15 protein-coding genes are annotated in these 12,548 nt (G+C 67.7%); 11 read left to right on the top strand and 4 right to left on the bottom strand.

All coding sequences use genetic code 11. From position 1 onward, the window contains the following. The first annotated feature begins 128 nt into the window (after positions 1–128). Complete coding sequence (locus EPA99_RS14490; RefSeq protein WP_129471956.1) at positions 129–503, top strand: hypothetical protein; 375 nt, start codon at positions 129–131, stop codon at positions 501–503. Between the two features lie 73 nt (positions 504–576). Here EPA99_RS14490 and EPA99_RS14485 read toward each other — a convergent pair whose 3' ends face one another. From EPA99_RS14485 to flgA, 4 genes are all read right to left on the bottom strand, one after another. Continuing rightward, positions 577–1,806 (bottom strand): ATP-binding protein, encoded by a 1,230-nt coding sequence (locus EPA99_RS14485; protein WP_129471955.1) that lies wholly within the window; start codon positions 1,804–1,806, stop codon positions 577–579. A gap of 59 nt (positions 1,807–1,865) precedes the next feature. Further along, entirely contained in the window at positions 1,866–2,207 is a 342-nt protein-coding gene (locus EPA99_RS14480) for a flagellar protein FlgN (RefSeq protein WP_425479213.1), read from the bottom strand. Then, complete coding sequence (flgM, locus tag EPA99_RS14475; RefSeq protein WP_129471953.1) at positions 2,204–2,509, bottom strand: flagellar biosynthesis anti-sigma factor FlgM; 306 nt, start codon at positions 2,507–2,509, stop codon at positions 2,204–2,206. The genes EPA99_RS14480 and flgM overlap by 4 nt, the downstream gene beginning before the upstream one ends. 123 nt (positions 2,510–2,632) lie before the next feature. Then, positions 2,633–3,280 carry a flagellar basal body P-ring formation chaperone FlgA gene (gene flgA, locus EPA99_RS14470; RefSeq protein ID WP_129471952.1) on the bottom strand — a complete coding sequence of 216 codons (648 nt, stop codon included), beginning with the start codon at positions 3,278–3,280 and terminating at the stop codon, positions 2,633–2,635. A gap of 229 nt (positions 3,281–3,509) precedes the next feature. On the opposite strand from flgA, the gene EPA99_RS14465 reads away from it, so the two are divergent. From EPA99_RS14465 to flgJ, 10 genes are all read left to right on the top strand, one after another. Next, on the top strand, positions 3,510–4,448 hold the full coding sequence (locus EPA99_RS14465) for a chemotaxis protein (RefSeq protein WP_129471951.1): 939 nt from the start codon (positions 3,510–3,512) through the stop codon (positions 4,446–4,448). A gap of 359 nt (positions 4,449–4,807) precedes the next feature. Next, positions 4,808–5,206 carry a flagellar basal body rod protein FlgB gene (gene flgB, locus EPA99_RS14460; protein ID WP_129471950.1) on the top strand — a complete coding sequence of 133 codons (399 nt, stop codon included), beginning with the start codon at positions 4,808–4,810 and terminating at the stop codon, positions 5,204–5,206. Between the two features lie 3 nt (positions 5,207–5,209). After that, entirely contained in the window at positions 5,210–5,617 is a 408-nt protein-coding gene (gene flgC / locus EPA99_RS14455) for a flagellar basal body rod protein FlgC (protein ID WP_129471949.1), read from the top strand. A gap of 41 nt (positions 5,618–5,658) precedes the next feature. Next, positions 5,659–6,324, top strand: a complete 666-nt coding sequence (locus tag EPA99_RS14450) for a flagellar hook capping FlgD N-terminal domain-containing protein (RefSeq protein WP_129471948.1) — start codon at positions 5,659–5,661, stop codon at positions 6,322–6,324. Positions 6,325–6,355: 31 nt separating this feature from the next. After that, positions 6,356–7,579: a flagellar hook protein FlgE gene (flgE, locus tag EPA99_RS14445; RefSeq protein ID WP_129471947.1), complete on the top strand. Its 1,224-nt coding sequence runs from the start codon at positions 6,356–6,358 to the stop codon at positions 7,577–7,579. A gap of 320 nt (positions 7,580–7,899) precedes the next feature. Continuing rightward, a complete protein-coding gene (gene flgF / locus EPA99_RS14440) occupies positions 7,900–8,649 on the top strand; it encodes a flagellar basal-body rod protein FlgF (RefSeq protein WP_129471946.1) in 750 nt (249 codons plus the stop codon). Positions 8,650–8,729: 80 nt separating this feature from the next. Then, the gene (gene flgG / locus EPA99_RS14435) at positions 8,730–9,515 is read left to right on the top strand and encodes a flagellar basal-body rod protein FlgG (RefSeq protein ID WP_129471945.1); all 786 of its coding nucleotides are present in this window, start codon (positions 8,730–8,732) and stop codon (positions 9,513–9,515) included. A 23-nt stretch (positions 9,516–9,538) separates the two neighbouring features. Beyond that, complete coding sequence (gene flgH, locus EPA99_RS14430; protein WP_129471944.1) at positions 9,539–10,216, top strand: flagellar basal body L-ring protein FlgH; 678 nt, start codon at positions 9,539–9,541, stop codon at positions 10,214–10,216. Between the two features lie 9 nt (positions 10,217–10,225). Next, positions 10,226–11,341, top strand: a complete 1,116-nt coding sequence (locus EPA99_RS14425) for a flagellar basal body P-ring protein FlgI (RefSeq protein WP_129471943.1) — start codon at positions 10,226–10,228, stop codon at positions 11,339–11,341. Positions 11,342–11,343: 2 nt separating this feature from the next. Continuing rightward, the gene (gene flgJ / locus EPA99_RS14420; RefSeq protein WP_129471942.1) at positions 11,344–12,543 is read left to right on the top strand and encodes a flagellar assembly peptidoglycan hydrolase FlgJ; all 1,200 of its coding nucleotides are present in this window, start codon (positions 11,344–11,346) and stop codon (positions 12,541–12,543) included. Positions 12,544–12,548 lie beyond the last annotated feature (5 nt).

Raw genomic sequence — 12,548 nt, 5'->3', positions numbered from 1 at the left:
AGCGCGGCTTCTAACGGCGCAGCCGGTCAAGCTCTTGCTCCTGACTTTGCCGTGGCTTCGCTTTCGCCTTTCAAAGGGTTCGGAGCAAGAGCCGAAAGCCAGAGCAAGATCAAAGGCTTTCGCGCCTGATGGCGCGACTTACTTTTGTCTTGGCAAAAGTAAGCAAAACCGTCTTCGCCGGACACACGCCGGGCCTGCGGCCCGGTCCCCTGCGCTCCTCGCAGAATTGGGGACGGCGCTCAACTCGCTTCGCTCAAACAGGCGCGCCTCTTCGCCCCAATTCTGCTCCGGTGCTCGGCGTGCTTTACGGCTCGAAGGTCAAAGGCAAGGAGCAAGATCAAAAGCAACGGCAACGGCAACGGCAAACGCAAACGCAAACGCGAAGACGAGGCGAAGGCGAAGGCGAAGGCGAAGGCGAAGGCGAAGGCGAAGGCGAAGGCAGCATTCTGTGGGAGCAGCTTCAGCCGCGAAGGGACTTCCCGGGAAAGCCCCTTCACGGCTAGAGCCGCTCCCACGGGGCAGTAAGGTGCGCTCGCTGGTTCGGGGTGTGGCGAAGACGGCTTGCGCGCGGCGACCTCAATGCGGCGTGGCGTGCTTGGGCTGGCGGATCGGCAGCACGATGCGGAAGCGCGTGCCCTCGCCCACCTTGCTGTCCACCTCGATGCGCCCCTGGTGCTTGGCCACGATGCCGTAGGAGATCGACAACCCAAGCCCGGTGCCCTTGCCCACCGGCTTGGTGGTGAAGAACGGATCGAAGATGCGCTGCAAGGTCTCCGGCGGGATGCCGCTGCCGTTGTCGGCGAACTCGATCCAGGCCTGATCGCCCTCCACGCCGCTGGACAGGAGGATGGTCCCGCGCTCGCCCACGGCATGGCCGGCGTTGAGCAGGATGTTCATGAACACCTGGTTGAGCTCGGAGGGCAGGCATTCCACCAGCGGCAGGGTGCCGTAGTGCTTCTCCAGCGTGACCTTGTACTTGAGCTCGTTCCAGATGATGTTGAGCGTGGAGTCCAGGTTGGCGTGCAGGTCCACCATCTTCCACGACTCGTCGCGGTCCGAGCGCGAGAAGTCCTTCAGGTCGCGCACGATCTGGGTCACCCGTTCGATGCCCTCGCGCGACTCGGACAGCAGCTGCGGCAGATCCTGGCTGATGAAGTCGATATCCAGGCGCTGGCGCATCTGGTCGATCTCGGGCAGCTCGGCCTTCGGGTCGGGCGAGCGCAGCGCGCGCTCGTAACCATCGATCAGCGCGAACAGGCTGCGCAGGTATTCCTGCAGGCTGCTCAGGTTGGAATGGACATAGCCGATCGGGTTGTTGATCTCGTGCGCCACGCCGGCGGCCAGCTGGCCGATGGAAGCCAGCTTTTCAGATTGCAGCAGGTTCTCCTGCGCGGCGGTCAGGCGCACGTTGAGTTCGGCGTGGCGACGGACCAGGTCCTGGTCGTAGGCGCGGATCAGCCGCAGGTCCTGCAGGATGATCAGGTAGCACCCGCCGTCCTCGGCGGTGTAGTAGGCCTGGGCGGCCAGCAGCCTGGATTCCTGGAAGGACAGGTAGCCGCTCCAGTGGCCGGTCTCGCGCGCCAGCTTGAGCGCATCGCGCGGCAGCAGCTTGTCCATGGACAGACCGTGATCCAGATCGGCCGGATAGCACTCGGCGCACAGGCTGGTCGCGGCCGGGTTGACGAACACCTGGGTGCCATCGGCGCGATACAGCAGCACGCCGTCGCGCAGGCGGGAGGCCAGCGAACGGATGGTGTTCACGGAAGGCAGCGAAAGCGGGAACGAGGCGGAATCCACCGGGGGCATGTCCTGTGCGAGGTCAGCCCAATTCTACGGTCCGGCGGCGCCGCGCGTGCCCAGGCGCTTCAGGCCACCGCCCACTCGCGGGTGAAGTGGGACTGGCTGGTCTGACCGCGCGCATCGTAGGCCGAGGTGCTCTCGGTGCGGCCCAGGTGGCGCAGGGCCCAGTTGACCTCGCGGCGGCGGCGGGCGAGCAGCGCGCCGTTGGCGCGGTTGATCTCCACCAGCTCGGCCAGTCGCCCTTCCCGGTCCTCGGTGATGCCCGATTCCAGCATCTTCAACGCGGCGATCTTCTCCTGGGTGGAGCGCATCAACGCATTGATGTCGTTGTCCAGCAGCGCCTGGCGTTCATCGGCCAGGGCCTGGGCAAGACGGTCGAGATCAGGATTGGCGACGGCGTTCATCATCCACCTAGTTGTTTGTCCAGTTCCAACATGCGGCTGGCGATCGCGTCCGGGTTCACCCGATAGGTGCCGGCGTCGATGGCAGCCTTCACTTCGGCCACGCGGGCCTGGTTGATGGCGGGGGCCGAGGCCAGTTCGCGCTGCAGGGTCTGCAGGCCGGTGGCTTCACCGGTCAAACGCAGACTGTCGCTCTCGGTGGCTTCGACCGGCTTGGCACGCTCGGCGCCGGAAGCGACACGGGCGCTGCTGACAGCGCTGGTGTTGCGGATGGCCGACGGCGTCGCGCCTTCGATCTTCTGGGTCATGACACGAGGTCCTTGGTGGTCTGTACCAAGGGTATCGGCGCTGGCCCGTACGACTTTAGGGCGGGATGACAAAAAAAGTCACATGCTGTCCGCCACTTTTTTGACAGCTTCAACATCAATGACTTAGCGCGAGACCACCACGTTGCCCTGCGCATCCACCGTGCCTTGCACGATCTTGCGGGAGCTCAGGTTCTCCACGCTGACCCGGTCGCGCTGGCCGCCATCGGCCAGGGCGCGCCCGGCCATGCGCACTTCCAGCCCGCCGGCCACGGAGATCAGCGAGACCGTATCGCCGCGCCGTACCAGGCGCTGGGAGACCAGGTCCCCGGCCCCCAGCACGGTGCCGGCCGGCAGCATGCGCCGCACCACCTGGCCCACGGCCTGAGCCGGGTCGGCGATGGCCACGCCGCTGATGCGGCCGGCGTCGCGGGTTTCGGTGGTGAACGCGTCGGGACCGAGGGTTTCACCCGCCGCCACGCCGCGCGTCAGCACCAGCACCTGCTGCATGCGCCGCACCTTGACCGGCACGTACAGGCGCCAGCCCGACGGGCAGCCCACCTCCACGGTGCCGGCCGAACTCTGCGCGGCCTGCAACGGCTGCTCGCAGCGCGGCATGCGCAGGGCCGGGTCCAGCGCGACTTCCCCCATCACGCCAGGCCCCAGCGCCCCCAGCGCCGCGGTCTTGATGCTGTCCACCGGGTGGTATTCCCCAGCCAGTACGGAGGTTATCGGCGACAGCGCCAGCAACATGAGCATCAGGAGGCGGACCATTTTGGCGTTCCACTGGAGGACTGCCGGGGGTGCTGCAAGGGGTGTGCCTGGATGAGGAGTGAGTGGTGGGGCGAGGAGTGAGGAGTGAGTAGGACGAATGCATGACCGAACCTGTTAGCGGCGCCTTGCTTTCGCTCACTCCTCACTCCTCGCTTCATTACTCACTCCTCACTCAAAGATCACTCAGGCCCGGCCTAAAGCCCGACCCGCCCACGCCGATACCCTTCCCATGTCGCACGACCTGCTCAATCGCATCGACCAACGCACCCGGCTGGCGGGACACAACCGCCTGGCCCTGCTGCTGTTCCGTCTCGGCGGGCGCCAGTTGTTTGGCGTCAACGTCTTCAAGGTCCAGGAGGTGCTGCGGCGGCCGGAGCTGTTCCGGCTGCCCGGGCTGCCTGGCCAGTTCGCCGGCGTGGCCGACGTGCGCGGGCGCTCGGTGCCGGTGCTGGACCTGGGCACGGCCATCAGCCACCCCGAGCACGACGGCAACGCGCGCTACCTGGTGGTGACCGAATTCAACCGCTCGGTGCAGGGGTTCCTGGTCAGCGCGGTGGAACGCATCGTCAATATCGGCGTGGAGGACATTCACCCGCCGCCGGACCTGGGGGTCCAGAGCAGTTACCTGACCGCGGTAACCCGCTTCCAGGGCGAGCTGATCCAGGTCATCGACGTGGAAAGCGTGCTGGCTGACATCGCCCAGTCGCGCCTTGAAGCCGTGCTGGACCCGTCCCTGGCCCTGCCGGAGGACGCCCCGCAGCTGCAGGTGCTGGTGGTGGACGACTCCCGCGTGGCCCGCCAGCAGATCCGCAGCGTGCTGGACCAGCTGGGCGTGGGCGCCACCCTGCTGTCCGACGGCCGCCAGGCGCTGGACCACCTCTTGCAGATCCATGCCGCGGGCGAGGATCCGTGTCAGCGCTATGCCATGGTCATTTCCGACATCGAGATGCCGGCCATGGACGGCTACACCCTGACCACCGAAATCCGCCGCCACCCCGGCCTGGCCGGCCTGTACGTGCTGCTGCACACCTCCCTGTCGGGCGTGTTCAACAACGCCATGGTCGAACACGTCGGCGCCAACGCCTTCGTGCCCAAGTACAACCCGGCGGACCTGGCTGAGATCGTCTCGGCCCGGTTGCATGAGGTGGCGGGGCTGATGGCGGCTTGAGGCGAGAAGTGAGTGATGGGGCGAGGAGTGAGGAGTGAGTAAGGGCAAGGGCTGAGGCCGAATTTGCCCGCTCCTAGCCTGTACTCGCTCCTAGCTTTTACTCACTCCTCACTCCTCGCTTCACCACTCGCTCCTCCCCGGGCGCCGGCTTTCCGCCGCCCGCCCGCGGCGCCACGGGACAAGTGAAAGGCAACGCATAAGCAAACGCGCCAGCGTCGCCCCTGCCTGCGCTCACTCCTCACTTCTCGCCCCACCACTCACTCCTCGCGCGCCCCGCCGACTTTCCGCCGCGCCCCGCCCCGCCGCCGCTGGCACGCCGCTTGCCTGTACTCCTGCGAACCTCCCGCTGGAGTCGGCCGATGTCCGATCCTCTCTCGTCTTACATGGGCTTCCACGCCCAGGCCCTTCCGCTGCGCGAGCAGCGGATGAAGCTCATCGCCAGCAATCTGGCCAACGTCGATACCCCCGGGTACCAGGCGCAGGACCTGGATTTCAATGCGGCCCTGAACTCGGCGCTGCGGCAGGCCGAGCGACCGGCCGGTGCAGGCGACGCGCTGGGCGGCCAGATCGGTGGCCCCAACAGCCTGGAATCCTTCCAGCTGGCCCGGCCCTCCAGCCAGCCCAGCCTGGACGGCAATACGGTCGATCCGGATGGCGAGCGCGCCGCCTACGGCCGTGCCGCGCTGGAGTACCGCGCCACGCTGAGCTTCATGGAAGGCAAGGTGCGCACCCTCATGACCGCGATCACGGGGCAATAAGCCATGAGCAATCTGCCCATCTTCGACGTGGCCGGCTCGGCCCTGCAGGCCCAGTCGGTCCGCCTGAGCACCATCGCCTCCAACCTGGCCAACGCCGACGCGGTCGCAGGCACGCCCGAGGCCGCCTACAAGCCGATCGAGCCGATCTTCCAGACCACCCGCCCCAGCCCGGACAAGGTCCTGGCCGGCGTGGAGGTCAAGGAGATCCAGGAAAGCCAGGCCGCCCCGCTCAAGCGCTACGACCCCGGCCACCCGCTGGCCGACCCGGAAGGCTACGTCTACGCCCCGGACGTGGATCCGGTGTCGCAGATGGTGAACATGATTTCCGCCTCCCGGAACTACCAGGCCGGCGTGGAAATCATGAACACGGCCAAGGAACTGGCCCTGTCCACGCTGACCATGGGCCGCTGAGCCGCCCGCCTCCTGTCGCCTCACGTCCCGAGACCCTTTCCATGACCAGCATCACCGATACCTACTCCAACCTGGGCCTGAGCGCCGCGGGCAACACCAGCACCACCAAGAACAAGGCGCTGCAGCAGGCCGACTTCCTGAAGCTGATGACCGAGCAGCTGCAGCACCAGGACCCGCTCAAGCCCATGGACAACACCGAGATGGTGTCGCAGATGGCGCAGCTGTCCACGGTGCAGGGCATTGGCGATCTCAACAAGACGGTCACCTCGCTGTCCGACTCGATGAGCACCGACCAGGTGCTGCGCGGGGCCGGCCTGATCGGGCACGAGGTGCTGGTGCCGTCGGCGACGCTGCCGCTGGGCGCCGAGGGCAGCGCCAGCGGCCTGGTCGCGGCCAAGGCCGCGGGGGTGGTCGACGTGACCATCAGCGACGCCAACGGGCAGCCGGTCAAGAAGATCACCGTGACCGCCGACAAGGCCGGCCAGCTGGATTTCGCCTGGGACGGCACCGACGCCAGCGGCAAGCGCATGCCCGCCGGCAAGTACAGCATCAGCGCCGGGCAGACCGATGCCCAGGGCAACCAGCTTTCCCTGTCCACCTACGTCCAGGCGCCGGTCGAGAGCGCCATCATCGGATCGGACGGCATCTATCTCGATCTGACCGGGCTCGGCACCACGCCGCTGACCAACGTGCTCCGCGTCAGCTAACGCCACGCCCGCCAATCCACAGGAGTCCACCATGGGTTTCAATACTTCGCTGTCCGGCCTGAGAGCGGCCAATACCGACCTCAACGTCACCGCCCACAACATCGCCAACGCCAACACCACCGGCTTCAAGGGCTCGCGCGCCGAGTTCGCCGACCAGTTCACCCTCAGCGGCTACGGCCTGGTGCGCAACGCGGTGGGCTCGGGCGTACGCGTGAGCAACGTGGCCCAGCAGTTCTCGCAGGGCAACATCGACCCGACCGGGCGCAGCCTGGACATGGCCATTTCCGGCTCGGGCTTCTTCAGCCTGTCCAACAACGGGGCGCGCATCTATTCGCGTGCCGGCAATTTCCAGACCGACGCCAACGGCTATGTGGTCAATCCGCAGGGCGACCGCCTGCAGGTGTTCCCGCCGGCGAGCAATGGCGACGGCTTCGCGGTCGGCACCCTGACCGACCTGCAGCTGCTGACCACCGACAGCCCGCCCAAGCCGACCAGCAGCGTCAACCTGACCTTCACCCTGCCCGGCAACGCCAATCCGCCGGCGGTGGGCACCTTCGACCCCAGCGATTCCAACAGCTACAACGCCTCCACCGGCGGCACCACGGTCTACGACTCGCTGGGCGTGGCCCACGTGCAGACCTCGTACTTCGTCAAGACCGCCAACCCCAACGAGTGGACCGTCCACAGCTATGTCGATGGCGTGGCCACCGGCACCCCCAGCACCCTGCAGTTCTCCAGCAGCGGCGCGCTGGTCACCCCGACCGACGGCAAGATCCCGCTGGGCACCTTCACCCCCAGCACCGGCGCCGGCACCCTGTCGCTGACCCTGAACACGTTCGGCTCGACCCAGTACGGCGAAGCCTTCGCCCTGCGCGGCTCGACCCAGGACGGCTACGCCAGCGGCAAGCTGAACTCGATCAGCATCGACGCCACCGGCGTGGTCTATGCGCGCTACTCCAACAACGCCGACAAGCCGCTGGGGCAGATCGCGATCACCAACTTCGTCAACCCGCAGGGCCTGAGCTCGCTGGGCGACAATGCCTGGGCGGAAAGCTCGGCCTCGGGCCTGGCCCGCACCGGCGCGCCCTCGACCTCGGACTTCGGCGCGGTGCAGTCCGGCGCGCTGGAATCCTCCACCGTCGACCTGACCGAGCAGCTGGTCAACATGATCGTGGCCCAGCGCAACTTCCAGGCCAACTCGCAGGTGATCTCCACCCAGGACCAGGTCACCCAGACCATCATCAACATCCGCTGATCCGGCGCGCCCGCCAGCACGCAACGCTTAGGACCGCATCGGGTCCATCGCACCCCGCCGCAAGGCGGGGTTTTTTTGCGCCTCGCCGGTCTCGTGCGAAAACCCCGGCATCTGTGGGGCGGATTTTGTGGGAGGGGCTCAGCCGCGAAGAGGCTTTCCCGGGAAGGCCTCTTCGCGGCTGAAGCCGCTCCCACGGGCAGGTGCTGCTGGCCCTTTCACGCTCTCCACCCATTCGGCACGCCGCTTGCACAGCCTTTGGCATCGGCACGGGCGCCCTGCCCGTCCGTATCGGCGGCCCACAGGGGGCCTGGAGATTCCAGATGGACAGAGCGCTCTACGTTGCCATGACCGGTGCCCGCGCCACGCTGCAGGCGCAGACCAACGTGGCCAACAACATCGCCAATGCCAACACCGCCGGCTTCAAGGCCGCGCTGAGCAACACCGAGGCCTTCCGCGTGCCCGGCGATGGCTACGGCTCGCGCATCGATGCGCTGCACGTGGACCAGGGCTTCGACCGCAGCGCCGGCGCGCAGCAGGTTACCGGCAACCCGCTGGACATCTCCATGCAGGAGAACCGCTGGCTGGCCGTGCAGTCGCCCAATGGCGAGGAGGCCTACACCCGTGGCGGAAATCTGGCGCTGACCCCCAACGGCCAGCTGGTCACCATGACCGGCCATGCGGTCTACGGCGAGAACGGCGACCCGATGGTGATCCCGCCGCACCAGTCCATGGAAATCGGCAACGACGGCACCGTGTCGATCGTGCCGCTGGGCGAGGGCCCGCAGACGCTGGCCATGATCGGCCGGCTGAAGATCGTCGACGCCCCGGCCGAGCGCCTGCAGCGCGGCGCCGATGGGCTGATGCGCAACACCGACCCCAAGCAGGCCTTCACTCAGGCCACCGGCAACGCCATGTCCTCGGGGATGCTGGAGTCCAGCAACGTCGATGCCGCCGGCTCGCTGGTGCAGATGATCGCCCTGCAGCGCTCCTTCGAGATGCAGGTCAAGTTGATCAAGAGCGGCGATGAGAACACCCAGTCGTCCAACACCCTGATGCGCCTGGGCGGCTGATCGCAGCGCCGCTGGCACACCGTTTGCCTTAGTCAAACCAAGCGCCGCCGCCGGCGCACCGCACACTTCGGAGTCATCCCATGCATCAGGCTTTGTGGGTCGCCAAGACCGGACTGGATGCGCAGCAGACGCGCATGACCGTGGTCTCCAACAACCTGGCCAACGTCAACACGACCGGCTTCAAGCGCGATCGTGCCAACTTCGAGGACCTGCTGTACCAGCAGGTGCGCACCCCCGGTGGGTCCACCTCGGCGCAGACGCAGCTGCCCACCGGCCTGCAGCTGGGCACCGGCGTGCGCATCGTGGCCACCTCCAAGAACTTCACCCAGGGCCAGCAGCAGCAGACCGACCGCGCCCTGGACGTGATGGTCAACGGCCGCGGCTTCTTCGAGGTGCAGATGCCCGACGGCACCTCGGCCTTCACCCGCGACGGCAGCTTCGAGATCAACGCCCAGGGCGAGCTGGTCACCAGCAGCGGCTATCCGCTGCAGCCGGGCATCCAGCTGCCAGAAGGCGCGCAGACGATGACCATCGGCACCGACGGCACCGTGTCGGTGACCATCGCCGGCCAGGCCGAAGCGCTGGAAGTGGGCTCGCTCACCCTGACCGACTTCGTCAATCCGGCCGGCCTGCAGGCCAAGGGCGAGAACCTGTTCGTGGAGACCAGCGCCTCGGGCCCGGCGCAGAACGGCACGCCCGGCCTCAACGGCCTGGGCACCGTGGTGCAGGGCGCGCTGGAAGGCAGCAACGTCAACGTGGTGGAGGAGCTGGTGAGCATGATCGAAACCCAGCGCGCCTACGAGATGAACGCCAAGGCCATCTCCACCACCGACAACATGCTCGGCTACCTCAACAACAACATCTAAGCCATCGCGCCGGAACCCACGCCATGAACCGTCTCGCTTTCATCGCAACGCTCCTGACCCTGCCCGTGCTGGGTGGCTGCGTCGCCGCCGGCGACGTGCGCCCCTACCAGCCGATCAGCGTGGTGCAGCCGATGGCCATGCCGGCCCAGGCCACCGCGGGGGCGATCTACGCCGCCGGCCCGGGCATGCAGCTGTACGGCGACAAGAAGGCGCGCGATGTCGGCGACCTGCTGACCATCAACCTGGTCGAGTCCACCAGCGCCACCAGCAGCGCCAACACCAAGACCGCCAAGTCCAACAAGACCGCCATCGCCGCGCCCAGCGTGTTCGGCGCGCCGGTCACCCTGGGCGGCAAGGACATCCTGGGCGCGGACATGAGCGGCGAGCGCAGCTTCACCGGCTCGGGCAACACCGCCCAGAGCAACCGCCTGGCCGGCAGCATCACCGTCACCGTGACCCAGCGCCTGGCCAACGGCAACCTGGTCGTTTCGGGCCAGAAGAACATGCGCCTGAACCAGGGCGATGAGCTGGTGCAGATCCAGGGCATCGTGCGCCCGGTCGACATCAACCCGGACAACACCGTGCCTTCCAGCCGCGTGGGCAACGCCCAGATCGCCTACGGCGGCCGCGGCGCCATCGCCCAGTCCAACTCGATGGGCTGGCTGGCACGGTTCTTCAATACCCGTCTGTATCCGTACTGAGTGGCGACCATGAAACCCTCTTTCCTGCTCCGTTCCCTCACCTTGCTGGCGCTGTCGCTGGGCGCGATCTCCGGCGCCCACGCCGAGCGCATCAAGGACCTGGCCACCGTCGGCGGCGTGCGCAACAACGCGCTGGTGGGCTACGGCCTGGTGGTGGGCCTGGACAACAGCGGCGACCGCACCAGCCAGGCGCCCTTCACCGTGCAGAGCCTGCGCAACATGCTCAACGAGCTGGGCGTGACCGTGCCGGCCAACGTCAACCCGCAGCTGAAGAACGTCGCGGCGGTGGCCATCCACGCCAATCTTCCGGCGTTCGCAAAGCCCGGCCAGGCCATCGACATCACCGTGTCCTCCATCGGCAACGCGATCTCCCTGCGCGGCGGCTCGCTGCTGATGGCGCCGCTGAAGGGCGCCGACGGCCAGGTCTATGCCATCGCCCAGGGCGACCTGATCGTTGGCGGCTTCGGCGCGCAGGGCAAGGACGGTTCGCGTGTGTCGGTCAACATCCCCAGCGTGGGCCGCATTCCCAACGGCGCCACCGTCGAGCGCGCGCTGCCGGACGTGTTCGACAACAGCGGGCAGATCACGCTGAACCTCAACCAGGGCGACTTCACCACCGCCTCGCGCATGGTCAGCGCGCTCAATGCCGCCTTCGGCGCGGGCGCGGCCCAGGCAATGGACGCGGTCACCGTGGCCGTGCGCTCGCCGACCACCCCGGGCGAGCGCATCAACTTCCTGGCCCAGGTCGAGAACCTGGAGCTGACCCCGGGTGCGGCCGCGGCCAAGATCGTGGTCAACTCGCGCACCGGCACGGTGGTGATCGGTTCGCTGGTGCGTGTGCAGCCCGCGGCGGTCACCCATGGCTCGCTGACCGTGTCCATCACCGAGAACACCAACGTCAGCCAGCCCGGCGCCCTGTCCGGCGGCCAGACCGCGCTGACCCAGCAGTCCACCGTGGCCGCCCAGCAGGAAGCCAGCCGCATGTTCAAGTTCCAGGGTGGCACCACGCTGGATGAGATCGTGCGCGCGGTGAACGAGGTCGGCGCCGCCCCCGGCGACGTGATCGCCATCCTGGAAGCGCTCAAGCAAGCCGGTGCGCTGCAGGCGGAACTCGAGGTCATCTGACCATGATCCTGCACTCGCCCGCCCTGTCCCTGTCCAGCAGTGCGCAAAGCACGCCGGCGCAGATCGACAAGGCCGCCAAGCAGCTGGAAGGTCAGTTCGCGCAGATGCTGATCAAGAGCATGCGCGATGCCAGCTTCGGCGACAGCCTGTTCCCGGGTGAGAACCAGACCTTCCGGGACATGCACGACCAGAAGCTGGCCACGGCCATGACCCAGGGCAAGGGCCTGGGCCTGGCTCCGATCATCGCCCGCCAGCTGACCCAGATGCAGGGCGGGGCCAGCGACGCGTCCAAGGGCGGCGATGTCACCCGGCTCGACGGCGCTGGTAGCGAGAAGAAGGCCGGACTGTCGCTGGGTGCGATTGGCGGTGCCGTGTCGCAGGCCGTGTCCGGCGCGATCGGCGGTGCCGCCGCGGCCGTGGGCGGCCTGCCGCTGCAGGCGGCCGAGCGCGCCTTCGACCTGATCGCCGGGCGCATGGACGCCGGTGCGGCCGAGCACAAGCAGGCCGATGCGCTGGGCAGCCAGCTGCAGCCGCAGCTGGACCCGGCCGAGGGCATCGACTGGTCGGCCTCGGCGCCCTCGGTGGACGACGCCGCGCAGATCGGCAATGCCGCGCAGACCGCTTCGAGCTTCGCACCGCGCTCGCCCGAGCATTTCGTGGCCAAGATCTGGGACCACGCCCAGGCCGCCGCGCGCGAGCTTGGCGTGGATGCCAAGGCGCTGGTGGCGCAGGCCGCGCTGGAGACCGGCTGGGGCCGGCGCATGATCGGCTCCAGCGCCGGCAACGCCAACAACCTGTTCGGCATCAAGGCCACCGGCTGGTCGGGCAAGAGCGCCACGGTGGCCACCACCGAGTACTACAACGGGGTCAAGACCACCGAGCAGGCCGCCTTCCGCGCCTACGACTCGCCGGCCGAGAGCTTTGCCGACTACGTGCGGATGATCAAGAACAACCCGCGCTACCAGCAGGCCCTGCAGTCCGGCGGCGACGTGCGCAAGTTCGCCTCGGCCCTGCAGCGCGCCGGCTACGCCACCGATCCCAACTACGCCAGCAAGATCAGCGCGATCGCCAACGGCAAGACCCTGGGCGATGCCCTGGGCGCGATCAGCCAGGTCGCCGCGCGCGCGGTGGACGGCGCCGGTGCGGCCGCAGGCACGGCATTTGCATCGGTCCAGTCGACCGCCAGCCGTCTGCTGCGTTGATGAGG

This window comes from Pseudoxanthomonas composti (assembly GCF_004122095.1).
In the GTDB taxonomy this organism is placed as follows: Bacteria; Pseudomonadota; Gammaproteobacteria; order Xanthomonadales; family Xanthomonadaceae; genus Pseudoxanthomonas_A; species Pseudoxanthomonas_A composti.
The sequence above is the reverse complement of the archived record's forward strand: the minus strand, read 5'-3'. Positions and strand labels throughout refer to the sequence as shown.